General features: G+C 40.2%; 19 protein-coding genes, 1 pseudogene and 1 riboswitch. Of the genes and pseudogenes, 3 read left to right on the plus strand and 17 right to left on the minus strand.

The window, feature by feature from the left end:
• Positions 1-57 precede the first annotated feature (57 nt).
• The 10 genes from BLV33_RS27500 to BLV33_RS27550 form a co-directional block, all read right to left on the minus strand.
• Entirely contained in the window at positions 58-507 is a 450-nt protein-coding gene (locus tag BLV33_RS27500) for a hypothetical protein (protein WP_090799517.1), read from the minus strand.
• 73 nt (positions 508-580) lie between these two features.
• A complete protein-coding gene (locus BLV33_RS27505; RefSeq protein WP_090799519.1) occupies positions 581-1033 on the minus strand; it encodes a hypothetical protein in 453 nt (150 codons plus the stop codon).
• A gap of 63 nt (positions 1034-1096) precedes the next feature.
• The gene (dnaN, locus tag BLV33_RS27510) at positions 1097-2236 is read right to left on the minus strand and encodes a DNA polymerase III subunit beta (protein ID WP_090799520.1); all 1140 of its coding nucleotides are present in this window, start codon (positions 2234-2236) and stop codon (positions 1097-1099) included.
• Positions 2237-2947: 711 nt separating this feature from the next.
• Positions 2948-3421 (minus strand): hypothetical protein, encoded by a 474-nt coding sequence (locus BLV33_RS27520; RefSeq protein ID WP_139305857.1) that lies wholly within the window; start codon positions 3419-3421, stop codon positions 2948-2950.
• 242 nt (positions 3422-3663) lie between these two features.
• Positions 3664-4146 carry an HNH endonuclease gene (locus BLV33_RS30955; RefSeq protein ID WP_366414923.1) on the minus strand — a complete coding sequence of 161 codons (483 nt, stop codon included), beginning with the start codon at positions 4144-4146 and terminating at the stop codon, positions 3664-3666.
• Positions 4136-5872, minus strand: coding sequence for an extracellular solute-binding protein (locus tag BLV33_RS27530; protein WP_090799527.1), 1737 nt, complete (start codon positions 5870-5872; stop codon positions 4136-4138). The genes BLV33_RS30955 and BLV33_RS27530 overlap by 11 nt, the downstream gene beginning before the upstream one ends.
• A 54-nt stretch (positions 5873-5926) precedes the next feature.
• Positions 5927-6835, minus strand: a complete 909-nt coding sequence (locus BLV33_RS27535; RefSeq protein WP_253187286.1) for a carbohydrate ABC transporter permease — start codon at positions 6833-6835, stop codon at positions 5927-5929.
• Between the two features lie 15 nt (positions 6836-6850).
• Complete coding sequence (locus BLV33_RS27540) at positions 6851-7774, minus strand: ABC transporter permease subunit (RefSeq protein WP_090799528.1); 924 nt, start codon at positions 7772-7774, stop codon at positions 6851-6853.
• Positions 7775-8129: 355 nt separating this feature from the next.
• Entirely contained in the window at positions 8130-8345 is a 216-nt protein-coding gene (locus tag BLV33_RS27545; RefSeq protein WP_090799530.1) for a hypothetical protein, read from the minus strand.
• 53 nt (positions 8346-8398) lie between these two features.
• Entirely contained in the window at positions 8399-8845 is a 447-nt protein-coding gene (locus BLV33_RS27550; protein WP_171909405.1) for a tyrosine-type recombinase/integrase, read from the minus strand.
• Between the two features lie 89 nt (positions 8846-8934).
• Between BLV33_RS27550 and BLV33_RS27555 the strand changes: the two genes are divergently transcribed.
• Positions 8935-9042 (plus strand): hypothetical protein, encoded by a 108-nt coding sequence (locus BLV33_RS27555; RefSeq protein ID WP_290439091.1) that lies wholly within the window; start codon positions 8935-8937, stop codon positions 9040-9042.
• On the plus strand, positions 9035-9256 hold the full coding sequence (locus BLV33_RS27560; RefSeq protein ID WP_090799533.1) for a DUF5348 domain-containing protein: 222 nt from the start codon (positions 9035-9037) through the stop codon (positions 9254-9256). Before BLV33_RS27555 ends, BLV33_RS27560 begins: the two co-directional genes overlap by 8 nt.
• Before the next feature lie 124 nt (positions 9257-9380).
• On the opposite strand, the gene BLV33_RS29590 is transcribed toward BLV33_RS27560, so the two are convergent.
• Complete coding sequence (locus BLV33_RS29590) at positions 9381-9545, minus strand: hypothetical protein (RefSeq protein WP_171909406.1); 165 nt, start codon at positions 9543-9545, stop codon at positions 9381-9383.
• Positions 9546-9605: 60 nt separating this feature from the next.
• Positions 9606-10046: a hypothetical protein gene (locus BLV33_RS27565; RefSeq protein WP_090799534.1), complete on the minus strand. Its 441-nt coding sequence runs from the start codon at positions 10044-10046 to the stop codon at positions 9606-9608.
• Between the two features lie 349 nt (positions 10047-10395).
• Here BLV33_RS27565 and BLV33_RS27570 point away from each other — a divergent pair, with 349 nt between their 5' ends.
• Positions 10396-10605 carry a hypothetical protein gene (locus BLV33_RS27570; RefSeq protein ID WP_171909407.1) on the plus strand — a complete coding sequence of 70 codons (210 nt, stop codon included), beginning with the start codon at positions 10396-10398 and terminating at the stop codon, positions 10603-10605.
• A gap of 53 nt (positions 10606-10658) precedes the next feature.
• Here BLV33_RS27570 and BLV33_RS30320 read toward each other — a convergent pair.
• The 5 genes and pseudogenes from BLV33_RS30320 to BLV33_RS27595 form a co-directional block, all read right to left on the minus strand.
• A pseudogene (locus BLV33_RS30320) lies at positions 10659-10763 on the minus strand (IS1595 family transposase); the annotation flags it as partial.
• A 603-nt stretch (positions 10764-11366) separates the two neighbouring features.
• Complete coding sequence (locus BLV33_RS27575) at positions 11367-12452, minus strand: RNA-guided endonuclease InsQ/TnpB family protein (protein WP_090799537.1); 1086 nt, start codon at positions 12450-12452, stop codon at positions 11367-11369.
• A gap of 2 nt (positions 12453-12454) precedes the next feature.
• A complete protein-coding gene (gene tnpA, locus BLV33_RS27580; protein WP_139305835.1) occupies positions 12455-12865 on the minus strand; it encodes an IS200/IS605 family transposase in 411 nt (136 codons plus the stop codon).
• A gap of 485 nt (positions 12866-13350) precedes the next feature.
• Positions 13351-13689 (minus strand): ATP-binding cassette domain-containing protein, encoded by a 339-nt coding sequence (locus BLV33_RS27585; protein WP_090799539.1) that lies wholly within the window; start codon positions 13687-13689, stop codon positions 13351-13353.
• 659 nt (positions 13690-14348) lie between these two features.
• Positions 14349-14735, minus strand: a complete 387-nt coding sequence (locus BLV33_RS27595) for a hypothetical protein (RefSeq protein ID WP_090799540.1) — start codon at positions 14733-14735, stop codon at positions 14349-14351.
• 87 nt (positions 14736-14822) lie between these two features.
• Positions 14823-14959, minus strand: a riboswitch (cyclic di-AMP (ydaO/yuaA leader).
• Positions 14960-15135: the final 176 nt, after the last annotated feature.

The raw sequence follows: 15135 nt of genomic DNA on the forward strand, positions 1-15135 counted from the left end.
GGTTATTTTAAAAAATAAAAGGGCACTGCATAAAAATGCAGAACCCTTATTTTTATTTCAGTGTGTCACGGAGAGCAGTTCGTCAAATTCCATTTCATCTGGAATAGGTTGACGATGATTCAGCCTCCATAACATCTCCTCATCAATCACTGATTCAATTTGCACATCCAACAGAAAATCGCCCATTATCTGGCCACAATCTTTGCATTGACTGCGCGGTACACCTTTCAAAGTCAATGAACGGTCTGTACCCGCTACATCCAGCAGCAGATGTTGATCTTCATTAACGATATGTAGCGACTCACTTCCGCAGCTGCAAGTCTCTACAGGCTTAGGTGTTCGATTATCATTGATCGCTAGATCACGGATATACGCCGAAACGTTACCTCCATTGTGTAGTTGTGCTTTCATTTGGATCATCCTTTTTTCCTCCCTGGTTAATCGAATTTCCGGCAGAGAGAACGTACGGGGGTTATCAGATTGGGGGCGGCCACCTTTATTAGCCATAACTACCAACTCCTTCATCAAACTGTGTACGCTCATTATACCGAAAATATTGAGTTTTTGCACCTACAAAAACTCAATTCCTTTGTTTGCTTTCACAAACACAAATACGCTGGCTATAACTTTTGTTCCACTTATATTTTTTGGTTCTCGGGTCATACACCGACTTTAACTCAATATGAAGCGGTTTGTCCTCTTTCATGACCACGGGTACATGAAAGGGACGATACTGGCCCGGACCAATTTTGAAGAAATGGCTGAGAAGAAAAATATATTCTCTGCTTTTCTTAAAGTAATGGCACTCAATAATCTCGCCTTGTTCTATGACTTCAAGTACTTGTCGCTTACTCACCGCACGATCTAATTCACGAAAAGTCTCGTGCGGCACAAACGTCATTGTTGCTCTCTTTTCCTCTAACGCCCTCCGATACTGCTCCATACGATCATAGGCCTTAGAAAAATGTGGCTCCATACGCACATAGCGTTCATTCGTGATATCACGACATTCATCTGGATTTTTACAGACCATCCGAACCCTCCTTCCAAGTTTCTAATGATAAAGGAGCCTCGAAGAGGCTCCTGCTTTTTAAGGTCATTCTGTAATCCGAATAGGGATTACAAGACCTAAGCTTTTGACTTCGCCCACTGGTAAAACGAGAACCGGTTGAACCGGACTCATAAAACCCAAACGAACCTCTTTTTCCCCAAATGTCTTCAAAGCTTCAATCAAGTAGAAGACGTCGATTCCAATCCGCATTTCTTTACCCAAGGTTTGGCAAGGCAACGAATCAACCACCTGCCCCACTTCCGCACGGCTGGTAATAGACAATTCATTGTCTTTCAGATTAAAAATCGCCATTTTCTTGTTTTTCGCAAACACAGTGGCCCGGGTCAAAGCCCCAAGCAGTTTATCTCGTTCAAACGTGACTTCCACTTCGTAATTTTTGGGGATTAATTTATCCGTTTCAGGAAATTCTCCATCAAGCAGTTTCGTAAAGAACATCGTCCCCGGTCCGGTGACAGATAAAGCTGATTCGGTGACCGCTACCTTCAAATCGGTTTCGATTCCCTCAAAAAAGCGAATGATTTCTTTACATGAAACAGCAGACACTGATGCCTTAAAAGGATTGATTGCAATCTCATCGATTTGAAAGCGAGAGAGTCGATTCCTATCGGTTGCAGTAAATTTCAATTCGTTCTGACCTTCATGCGATTGGATGCAAACCCCTTGCAAGACTTGCATAGTTTGGTTAGTAGAGCATGCATACATTGTGCTCCGAAATGCAACAGTCAATTGAGAAGCAGGTATCGTGAAATTGGTTATCGCAGATCCCCCAAAAGAGATAGATGGATACTCCTCTACATCTAGCACCTGTAGCTCAAATTTGGCTGTGCCCGCTTTAATAAGAAGAGTCTTCTCACGTAGAGTCATTTCAACAGCACCTGACGGCAGCTTATTAATAATTTGGGAAAATAAACCAGCTGGTACAGCAATAGCCGTATTTTCGTCTGCTTCCACAATATCTTTTTCTCCGATGCAAATTGTCCGGATCCCATCGCCACCCGTGAAAACTACACTACCAGCCTTGACTTCAATTTTCATGCAGGTAAGGATCGGGATACTTGACGAATTCGAGCAAGCATCTGCAACACGGGAAATCTTATCGCTAAACCTACTTACGTCCTTCACCATTATCTTAATGCCACTTTTTTGTTTAGTTGCTGTAGTCATACTTTCATCTCCTTTAAATGTTTTGTATAACTTCCCAGGAACACAAAAAAAGCCCGAGAACGGTTTCCTCGCTTGAAATAGACATAGCTATTCAAGGATTTCATACCGCCTCTAGGGCTTTAATCTTCAACGTAACGATTAACAAAGTGTTAATCAAAGGGAAATATTACCACATTATTGTAGCACGGGACGTTAAGTGTGGCAATATTGATTACGATACTAGTTTAATAATGAATAATAATAGATGTAGAATAGGCCGGAGTGCGGGAGCACCCCAACCAGGTCAGATTACATTACTGCAGTATATACTTTGAGAACCCATCAGTGTCTAAATAAAGTACAATCAATGTTGAATAATTGACGCGCTTAGTAATCTTCGGTGGATATTCCACCTGTTCATAAATTGGCATCATAATCTGACATACTGGCCATTGCGATTACTTTACCTGTCTTCACGTCTATTACGACCGCATAGCCTGTTGTAGCATTTTCTCCTGGTTTAATATATGGATTACTTTTTGCTTTATGGGATTTGAAAAAAGCTAATTGCAGGGTAATAGCTTTCTCTGTAGCAATCTGCTTATTAAGTGTGACCTGCAGGTTGCTCCCTTTGTCTATGGTTATCTGCTTGTTAATTCTCATTATAAGAAGCGATGAATTGAACTATTGTTACATGAAAGTCACATCAGTCAAAATAAAATCATAGTGGCTTTATTCATAAATGGCACCGGCAGTTGACCCATCAGAATATACATAATATGTGACTATTTTTCCTGATTTAGTGTCCTTGTACCATAGTTCTATTTTATCTACCTTACTTTCATTGGTCCAATTCACAATAAGTTGGGCACCTACTTTACCTTGTTCTAAACCTTTAAGATCAATGTTTAATCCGTCGTAGTGATAATCAGATGAGGGTGAAATATCATAACGCCAACCTGCTTTCTGCATATCGTCATTTGTTCTTTCTGCTACAGGTTGACCAAGAAGTTCTTTGACATATTTTTGATCATTGCCTACATTCAGTCGATATTGGATTAGCCAAGCCTTTTTAGTAACTTCATCAACGTTTGTAGGTTGATTCATAATTGAAATTACATTATCTCGATCAATATACCTTACACCTAAACCAAGACTTTCCCCTATAAAACGTATAGGAACATAAGCATGACCATTGTAATTCAAAACTTTGTATTCATTAGGTAATTCCTTACTTTGTTGTATTCGCTAAAATAGAATTGAGCCACTTAAGGGCAGTTTGATAACAATTTAAGTGAGCCACCGAATTACCAATTCTCTTAGAAACCTCGTATGCTAGAGTTTGCCGACAAACTAGCAGAGAGGAAGAAAAGGATGATCACAGTGGCTCAATTCCATCTTATCAAACATTGCATCGAGCGTGAAGGGCTCAGCCAGCGGGAAACTGCTCAAAAGCTAGGCATTTCCCGGAACACATAGGTAGGGCTCTCGAGCCAATTACTATATGATTCTTGAGCAATTCCCCATGCTTCAGTCCTCGATCTCCAACGATTATCTTTGAGAGTCGGTGGGGTAGGAGATCCCTGCTCCCTATCTAACCCGCATAAAGATATGATTGCGAATGCAAGACTCTGTTCGGAAGTATTTAAATGGTGAGCAGGCTGAATAGGAAAACCGAATTTGTACTCTAATGCTCGAAAAGTGTTATCTTGGTCAGGCCAAATGTAACTGGTTCGATCTTTGTTATGGTCAAGTTTATTTACATTGCAATATTTGCAAGCAAGCAAGAAATTGTCCCAATCTAGCTCTGGCCCTTGGTTGGCTACAGGAATAACATGTTCCACTTCGGGCATGTTTTTTATTGGCATTTCACAGTATGAACAATACCAACCAATTCTATTGCCCTTTTCAGAATCGTAATTATTTTGAATACTTAGCCGCTAAATCTACCGCCTTGTTATACTCATCCGTATACCATTTCACAAAGTCGTTGATCCCTACTTTATTCGCATCAGAGATCATTTTCTCCTTCAATGAATTATACTCGGCATCGTCTTTGGCAAAGACCATCTTCCAGGAATTGGTCTTAATGATATCCCCGGCTCTTGATGAAATATCTACCATAGCGTCCGTCAAGATCGGATATGTTGCTACCGCTTCTGTTTGTGTTTTGCTTGCGTTCTTTGTGAAGTAGCTATTCATATCATAAGCTCCAAAGTCGGCTTGCCACTCGAGTCTAAGCTTGGTATCTGCAGGAGCATAAGGCGATTTATCCCAAAATACATTTCCTACCGCAGCGCCGTCACTCGGGTTAATGCTGGAACCCCAAAGGGAAAGTGCATTCAGCGGTGAAGCACCCTTCGAATAGGTCTTGCCGTCAGCAAATACATAGTCCGGGTGCTGCTGTATATCATAGAATTTTTGTGTCAAAGCAGGCTTACCGTTTGCATCGATATCCCACGTAACACCCTTAGGACCATTTTGCGTAATGCGTGCGGCGTCGAAAGAATAATTCCAGTTAACAAACTGCATTGCTTTTTCAATATTCTTGGAAGACGCGCTCACGGACAGCGTCCATGGAACACCTACCGGCTGTAAAGCCGAAAGAAGCCTTGTGTAACCAAACGGGATCGGCATAAACCCAATATTCTGATTTTGTCTTTTCACTGTGGAGAAGTCACTGGTGCCCCAACCGTCAAGAGCAAACAGTACTCTACCCGCGGTTGTCTTTGCAACGGCATCGTTAAAACGCTGCGTAATTGAGTCAGGATCCAGCAGACCCATTTGATTTGCTTTATAGAGGAAATGCAAGAAGCTCATGTAGGAGCTATCATCACTCAGTATGGACTCAACCTTGGACTGCCCATTGGCGTTATGGATTTCTGCCAGACTTCTTTCATCGGGAATTTTACTGCCCATTAAAGGTGCTGCAAACATTCCCATTGTCATATAGGACTGGTCCCAGTCCTTCCAGATTGATAAGGCGTAAACTTTCTGTCCGTCAGCATTCGTTGGTTCCGCATCCTGCATCTTCTTTAAAACAGTAAGCAGGTCATCCAAAGTATTGATTTTCGGAGCCCCAACTTTTTTATATAGATCATACCGAATAAACGGTCCGACATCTCCCTTTGTTTCAGGTGCTGTCTTAATCTTTACGCCTACTCCATAAGCTTTTCCCTTTCCTTGGCTTATGTTATCTGCATAATACTTCAAAGAAGTTGCTGCATTCGCATAAAGATTCGGAACAAGTTTCTTATAACCATCATATGCTAGGAGCATACCAGCATCAACTGCATTCTCCACCTCTTTATAATCCTTAAATACAACGATATCCGGAAGACTTCCGCTCGCCATCAACGCTTGCAGTTTCTGTTCGCCCTTATCGCCGGCAGGCACAAAATTCAGGGTTACGCCTACCGCTTTTTTAACCTCATCTGCCCACCAGCCTTTCGCTACGCCCGATTCATTGGCCGGTAAACTTAACACGGTAAGCTCTACATTGTCCTGAGAACTGCTTGTATTTGATGGACTTGCATCTGATGTGCTTGCATTGGGCGTACCCGAACTATTGGCATTACTTGGTGTATTACCTTTGCAAGCTACCAAACTTGTCAGCATCACACTCGCAAGTAAAAATGCCAAAACTTTTCTTCTCATAAAGCGCCTCCAAATTTTATTTGTATTCCCTTAATTAGGGAATTACATTTGTTTTTATCCTTTGACTGCTCCAATCATGATACCGTTTACAAAGTACTTCTGTAAAAATGGATAGACACATAAAATGGGTATAACAACTACCATCGATATCGTCATTTTTACGCCTGTCGGCGTTAAAACCGTCGCAAGATTTACCTGTGAACCGTTCGCCGCCGCTTGTCTCAGCGAATCCGCCAACGCATTGGACTCGTTTAAATACTGGTACAGCATATACTGTAAGGAGAAATATTTTGAATCCGTCATTAAAAACAGAGTATCGGTAAATGAATTCCACTGACCTACTGCGGAAAACACAGCCAGGGTTGCAACAATCGGTTTGGACAGCGGCATAATCAAGCGTACATATTTTGTGATATATCCCGCTCCGTCCAGGTCCGCAGATTCTTCCAAAGACGCAGGTATGCTCTCAACATAGGTTTTAAACAAAATTAGAGAAAACGGCGCTACAATTCCCGGTATGATATAAGCTAAAAAATTATTTAAGAGACCCAGGTTTTTCATATTGATATACCAAGGTATGATTCCTGCATTAAAATACATGGTAATCAGTACGAAACGGTACCATAACTTTCGTTTCCAGAACTCAGACTTACTGAAGGCATACCCTAAAAACGTTGTGCCAATCACAGTCAGCACTGTTCCCAGAACAGTCCTTCCTACTGAAACCAGAACCGAATTGGACAATCCATCAATTTTGAGGATCTGAATATAGTTCTCAAACTGAATTCCTTTTGGAAGCCAAGTGATAAGACCTTTTGTGACTAAAGTGTTATCACTTATCGTATTGATAAACAGATAATAAAACGGTATCACACAAGAAAGAGTAAATAATGTCATAAATAAGTAATTTACGGAATTAAAAATATAATCGCCCATTGATAATTTATGTTTCAATACTCTCACTCCTTTCAATTACGATTAAATGATTGATTCCCCTCTTGATATCTTTGACAAGAAATTTGCAAAGATCAGCAGTAAAACGCTTACTACTGATTTCAGCATGCCCACCGCAGTAGCGAAAGAGTAATGATACCCCACCATCCCTTGGTTATATACATAAAGGTCCAAGACTTCGATGGCATCTTTATTCATGGCATTCTGAAATACAAAATAATGTTCCAACCCGTTATTCAGCAAATTACCGATTGACAGCAATAAAAGAACGAAAAATGTTGGTAGCAGGCCTGGAACCGTGATATGCCAAATCGATTGCATCCTGCCTGCTCCGTCAATCTTGGCTGCTTCATACTGCTCGGCATCGATACTAGTTAATGCGGCAATATATATAATTGCACTCCAGCCCAGACCTTTCCATATTCCGTAGCCCAACATGGAAAGCCAAACATGATGGCTGGATGCCAGAAAATTAATGCCTTCCTTCAAAACACCTGAATTTACCAATACTCTGTTTACAAGGCCGTCACTTGTAGAAAACATCGCATAGGCAATGGAATAAACCAAAACCCAGCTAATAAAATTGGGGATCGTTACCAGAGTCTGAACTGTTTTTCTGAATCGCATGATTTTTATTTCCGAGAGGAGTATTGCAAAAATCAATGGAAACACGGAAGTCACAATTCCCAAGAAACTCATTCCGAGCGTGTTTTTCATGACGCGTACAATATTTGTCATAGAGTAATGATCGGTAAACATCATTTTAAAATTCTGAAAACCGACAAAATCAGTGGAAAACAAATCTCTTCCCGGTTTGTAATTATAAAAACTATAGATCCATCCATAGAGTGGCATGTAAGAAAATACAAACACCAATATCAGCAGCGGCAATACCAAAAGAAACAATCTAAAACCCTGTTGATTCAATAGCGTTTTAAAACCAACCATTTTCAGACCTCCAATTGGCTTATTCAAAAATCCCTACAATATCAGACCAGCGGTCTTGTAATTGTCTCTATCATTTTTGCGTGTAGGTGCTGACAACGAATGTACGCGCGTACATTTTTTTCGTTAGTTGTTTTTACGCCTTACAATATTAAACATTTATGTAAACCAAAAAGACGAAAGCGCTCAATTGATGTAAGTTTATGTACATGTTAATTGCGTTAGTTGTTTAGCGCTCACATTGATGAAAATTAATGTACACGCGTACATTAATTAGTTGTAAGCGCCAACATTGTTTCAAAAATAATGTAACACAAGAAAATACAGAGCGCAATATATTATTTGATAGGTTGTCCACTTACGTATTTCCATCTCGAGAATAAATAATCCATGTCCAATTAACATTTTCTTTGACTACATCAATTCCTTTAATTTCATCCCAAATAGAATCCGCAATCTCGTTAAATGCTTCATGTAATGGTACACCTAAAAATAAATCAAATAAACTTAGAGTATGATTATCGGCATTAACTTCAATCTCAAACCATAAATCTTCATTGAGACTTATAATCACTACAATACTCTCCTTTTGATAGCCAAAATTCGTGTCATTAGAGAGAAAAAAGACTAGGAATCTGCTCGCTCAACAGCAAGTTGCATTACTTCGGATAAAACATGGGAATATATTTGCGTCGTCTTACCATCTTGATGGCCAAGCTGTTTCCGAAGTGCCTCGATGTCTTTGTTTTCATCATAATGGTTGCTTCCGAAGCTATGGCGCAGTTTATGGACAGTTAAGTAGGGACGTCCGAATGCCATAGCGTACTTTTCAATAAGCGCCTGAACCGCTCGTACTTTGAGTCTGCCGGCAGAGAAATTCGATGATTCTGGAGTAGGAAGGAAGAGGGCATTCTCGTACCTTTCAGGCCGATAACGCTTCTTCCGGATCCTTAAATATTCATTCAAGTCAGCAGCAGCTCTGGTACTTATAAAAATAATATCATCGTTACCGCCTTTTCGGGATACTTGAATAGTATTTTTCTTCGAATCGTAATCATTAACATTAAGGCCCACAAGCTCAGATACACGAATTCCGGATCCCAAGAAGAGGGGATTTCGGAGAATGGACGCAGGTATTCGGCGATGAGAAGCTCACCGCCGCTCTGCTCGACAGGCTCACGCATCGGGCTCATATTTTGCTCATGAATGGGGACTCTCACCGCTTCCGTCAAAGCATGGAACAGCTGACGAAGGAGGAGAGCCGTGCGTAAGCTGGAGTCGATTTATTACGACATCGAGCAGGAGAAATGGTGCATGAGACAAGGAGTCCGTTCATACGGTCTTCACTGCGGGGAATGTTTTGATCTGTACATCGGCAAAACCGCGTATCCTTGCCGATTGGAACTCGACACCGATTGGTACGTGATCTTACCCGAGACGAAATTTACCCTTCATCTCCGCACCGTGTACCAGGTGAGGATGTAAGCTCAAACCGCCAATAAAATGGGACTAATTTACAGTTTTCGCCCCCTAGGGGGTACCTTTTTAAACCTTTACGCCTTACAATATTAAACATTTATGTAAACCAAAAAGACGAAAGTGGCTCACTTTAATTATTATCGCTCTGGCTCAAAAAGATATTGACAAAAACACTTTGTCCATTAATTTCAATTTTAGCTGGAAACAAGTATGCCTGAATAGTATCAGAAGCATAAACAGCAGTTGTAGCAGTTAAAGCAATACCACAAGTCAGACCAATAAGAAATTTCTTCAATTTTCCCAACTCCCATAATCAATTTATTTCGAATCTTTTAAATCCATTTATTTACAGTTATTATACGTTTTTAACTCCGATAATTCCGCTTGGATCATAACGATCCTGGAACGAATATACGAAATCACCGTCATATTGATAATTACCTTGATTGTCTTTCTCTTTGTCCATCAGGGTCATGCTCATACCATTCGATGTATTTGTTTTCACGCCGTCCTTCCAATATTCGATGCTGATTGCTACCAAATTTTTCGGCCCCCGGTAATGAAGAGCAACCGCCACCGACATAGTACCCAGAAACGGCTTAAACTTCATGTTCTTATTGCCGTCAATTAGCGGTTCTGGGGAAGCCAACCATGTTGAACCATATGCTATTTTATCTATCGCCGAGATTGGCAAGTCCTTAACTTTATGACTCACAGCGTCATGTATCAAGGCTAAAGTGATCATGCCTGCAATGAAAATAATCGCAAGTATTCCTACAAACTTATTTGCACCCATACATTTGTTCCTCCCATTCTATTAGCACTTCAAGCGGTTAATTCCTTGACGTTATTTTAAGCAAAAGAAGAATTGCCCTCTCTTCTGTTTTCCGTATTGTGTCGAAATGTGAACTTCAATCAAAAAAAGAAAATAGAATCTAGGGCCATTTTGGTTCGTTTGGTACGTATTTATCGTAAACTGCCAACTGCCAACCGAAAATTCGATTTTAGTGGAAATTAGATCATGAGATAACCACCCAATTTATATGGACAATTGTACTCATTTCTCATTTCGGCATAGACTAATGTATTCTCAAATCAGAAAGGAGAAATTTCAATGGCTCTGGGATATCAACTGGAAACGACAGATGATCGACCCGTACACGGATACCATCCGCACGGATATCACGCATACGGATACCATCCTTATGCTCATCCCTATGGATATCATCCATACGGATACCACACGTACGGATATCATCCTTATGTTCTTCCCTATGGATATCATCAACACGTATACCAACACCACTACCGTTGATAAGTTATCACTACAACAAGAGCAGCTCAGTCCAACTTAGCTGCTTTCTTTACATATTTGTAATTCATTTTTGGTTTAATACCCCCACCTACTCCGGTTGTCATGAGCAATCAGGAAGATCGTCCAAAACCACTTCAACAACTTGGTTCGCGTTTTTTCAAATACGGTCCCTGACGTTACCGTCGTCTGATGATGGCAATTTGTAAACTCGGGTTATTTATGAGTCCTGAAAATTATTCTTTTTGGATCTACTATTTTAGTGACCCCATAAATGGCATAGATGGCTGCAAATATTCCGCTGGTTAAACTGGCACAGCGATGGAACTCGCTGAATCGGGCACAATTCCTGGGGATGGTAGTTATTGTTCCCTGAGTTCTGAGAGACATAAAATTGATTGTTATTCGTTAGCGGAACAGGCTATCGAGATTAAATCTACGGTAGCCTGTTGTGGTATTTTTATTAAGCTATCGTTACCCGTTTAGCGCAATGACGGCTGCCCTGCGGCAGCCGTTTTGGTGTAGAACTATCGTTTTCCGTTAGCGCAGTGCTTTCAAATCTAAAAAAGAACCCATCTATACTTTATACTCAAACTTCCATTTCATAAAAAGAAGTTTAAATTGAGCTAACGGGCAGTAATGCATAATACACCAAGTAAAAAAGGAAATAAACGGTAGTTACTCGAATTTGTATTAGTTAAGAGTGACATGCTCCCATGCCTAAAGGCAGGGGCTTCTCAGATCATCGGGGATCGTAACCTTTCCCCTCCTTGGAGGCTCTATCCAAGCCTAGTCTTTTTTAGGTTACGATACGTTTTTCAAAGCTAGGTTTAGTATGTTAATCGCCGCATTTACGTCCCGATCTGCAACGTATCCGCAAGAACATTGATGCGTTCGTTCGGATAGTGTTTTTTTGACGATTTCACCACAGTTGGAGCATTGTTGAGATGTGTTGTATGGATTCACTTGCACCACTTGACGACCGGCACTTTCAGCCTTGTACATCACGAATTGTACGAGTTGCTGCCATCCTGCATCAACAATGCTTTTTGCAAGATGATGGTTCTTAACCAACCCTAATACGTTTAAATCTTCAAAAGCAATCAATTGGTACTGGTTTACGAGTTTACGAGAAACTTTGTGCGCATGATCTTTTCGCTGATTGGCTACATGCTCATGCAATTTCGCCAATTGATGTACAGCTTTGCTTCTACGTTTCGAACCTTTTTTCTTTTTGGATACGGCACGTTGTAGATGTTTCAATCGTTGTTCACTTAGACGAAGATATTTGGGTGATTCTATCGGTTCTCCTTCAGATGGTATTGCAAGGTGTTTGAGTCCTAAGTCTATACCAACCTTCATGTTTGTTATAGGCAAAGGTTTGGCTTCAACTTCACACGAAAAACAAGCATAGTATTTTCCGTTTTTGATAATGATGGAACAGGTTTTCATCTTGCCTTGCAGTTCTCGATGTAGTTTTATTTTCACTTCACCGATCTTGGATAGCTTTATTTTATTGCCATGGATTGTGTACCCGCCTTGCGGATAGGTAAACGAATCGTACCTCGATTGTGGTTTGAAACGTGGGAACCCTGGAGTCTCGGCTTGCTTCACTCGTCTAAAAAATGCTTGATACGCCTTATCCAATCGTTTCGCAACATCCTGTAACACTTGCGAATGCACTTGCTTTAATGCCGGAATGTGTTGTTTACGCTCGTTGAACGTGTTTGCTTGATCGTAGTAGTTCGGTGTTTTCCCTTCTTGTTTGTAGGCAAGAATACGTTCCTCTAGTAACCGGTTATACAACAAACGGCAGCGTTCAAGAGTAAATTGTATCTTCTGTTTTTGCTCTTTTGTTGGGTATATTCGGTATTTGTAGGCAACAAGCAATACTATTCACCTCGTTCTTTTTGGCTTTCAATATATTTTTTGATTACATCCAGTTGAACTGTACCTACGGTTGCAACAAAATACGAGTTTGTCCATAGGGAAGGGAGTCTACTTTTTAGATGGTTAAACTCTAGTCGTAGCACTCTTGACGTGTACCCTTTCAAATGTTTCACTACTTTGTGGATTCCAAACTGTGGATCGCATTTGATGAGCAAATGAACATGATCGGGCATGATTTCCATTTCAACGATTTCTGTGTTTAACGCTTTAGACTTCTCTAAAAACAAACTTTTTAGCCTTGTATCAATTGGTTCTTTGAGTACCTTTTTTCGATACTTAGGACAAAAAACAACATGATATTTACAATCAAAAACGATATTATGATTACTTTCTGCTTTTCTACTCAATGTCATCACCTACAGTAAATTGTACCACAAATAGTTAGTTTAGTGTAGTTTATCTAACATGTTTTAAAGAGAGAATTTAAGAATTTTGCTCTTAACATCCCTAAAGGGATGCAGAGCAAATTGCCTTATATCCCCATGGCTAAAGCAAGGGGTTTTACGGCGAATTTGATAAAAGTTAAGAAGGTGAGCGAGGAATAAAACGAGTACACGTGTTTTCTGCCTTAGCGATCAGATTCAGAATTAATACGTATGCAGATTGGGAATGATCTCACATAACTAAAGAAAGGGCCGGTAATGTGTGCGAACAAACAAAATCACCTATATCATCTGTCTCTTTATCCTTTTTTGTGGGCAGACAACAGCCTTGGCAGTTCAACCAATAAACCAAGATGTCCCGTTCTTAATCAACAACGGAAAATGTCCGAATGCTAATGAAGTAGTCAATAACCCTACAAACGAAGGACTGAGGGAAGCTTTAGAAAGAATTATTCCTAATGCGTACACATGGGACAAGAAACATAACGAATGGAAAGTCCTTCAGATAACTCCACTGCCAACAACATATCCTGAATCCTATTACGATATGGGAAAGCATTACTGTGGCGAATATATAGCGAATAATTCTTGGTAATCATGGTAGATTTCCCTGCACCATTGGGACCGAGGTATCCAACTGCCTCCCCCTGTTCAATCTTGAAAGAAATGTTATCAACTGCTCTATTAATCGTATATTCTCTTGTAATCAAATTGCAGAAAGCACCGAATAATCCGGAAAATCTGCGATACTGCCGGAAGTCTTTCACTATATCAATAACTTCAATTGTTGCCACAGTTAACTCCTCCTAGTTCTATATAATCTGGAAAATATTCTTCGATTAAATTCGGTAATTAATGTTATTGTATTCGCTTCCAAAAAGTAATTTCCTTCCAATGACAACGTATGATTTGTTGCACTATTCTGCCCGTTTGCGGAGGGAATAAACAAACGGCTGCCGACGAGCAGCCGCAATTCAGATATCGTTTCCCGTTGGTTTAACAAGGCAACCCATTACCATCCCATGCGTTTTTTAAGTGAGGTAATTTGTTCAATATGGTGTTGACCATGCCAAGCATATCTTTGAGTTGCAGCGTCAAGACTCATTAGACCATGAGTTGGACTCGTAAATTTCCTTTATCGAGATACTTTTCCCTAATTTTTTGCCAGCATATGATGCCTCTCATGGTCAAATTTTTGTAGCAAAGGATAAGGAAAAAGGATGGTTCGCTTGGTTTAGATTTCATTAATAACTTTCAGGTCCATTTAACCTGCCCGTTACCACAACAGGCTACCGAGAAAATCTGCGGTAGCCTATTGTCGTATTTTTATTAAGCTATCAGTGTACCGTTAGTTCAATGCGAACATACGATCAAAAAATTGGTTATTGACGGGCATAATGGAGAAGTAACAACCGAAAAAATATATAGAAGCAGTCTTATCCTTCAACCAGGCTCATGTTATACTGCTTCTGACGTACTCTCTAAGGCAAGGATACGGACCACCAAAAATATGAGCCATGGTTACGATAAATTGGTGATGTTCCTCCAAAATTTTTGGGGAAATGCCAACGCGATTGGCTAGTAATTGTTGAACCGCTAATTCCCTTTCCGAACTTAGTGTGTTTAGCAACTCATTGTTTTGTGCGACCGTTCTGCTTATTTCCATTAAAGTCCGTGTTTCGACGCCTGATGACTGATATGCCAAATTCGAAAATTGAATGTCGAACTCCTCCAGCCGTCGCTTTAAGTGAAGAATCTCTTCTTGTCGTTGTACAGAAGCGTTTGACCTTTTAAATAGAAAAAGCTTCTTTACCTCTTTGGTTACGCTCTTAAAAAGCATGTCTAATTTCTCCTTCTTTCTCTTGACCGAAAAAAGGAAGCGAGGGAATAGAGCCCTAAAGTTTAAAGGTCCCATTTAATGTTTCTATCATTTTCTTTCTACGCTGACGAAGTTAGCTGACGGACTCGGGTCGAAAGTTAACCCTAACACTTAAAAAGTGTACTCACCCCAGAAAACTTGGTTCCCCCGCTTCTTTAATCCAAAGAATTAAGCGTAATATGATTCATTCTTACTTTATCAATATATCCCCAATACATATTTATAAACAATAGTAATATTTACTTATAATTTCTATGTCATTAGTCTCATACCGCCGCCACAAGGTTATGTATCCCCGTCTGGCTATCACAACTAATAGTTCAATTTTACTGCCCGTTACTTCAATAAACCAAAAAAGGAG

The organism is Paenibacillus sp. GP183 (genome assembly GCF_900104695.1).
Classification (GTDB): domain Bacteria; phylum Bacillota; class Bacilli; order Paenibacillales; family NBRC-103111; genus Paenibacillus_AI.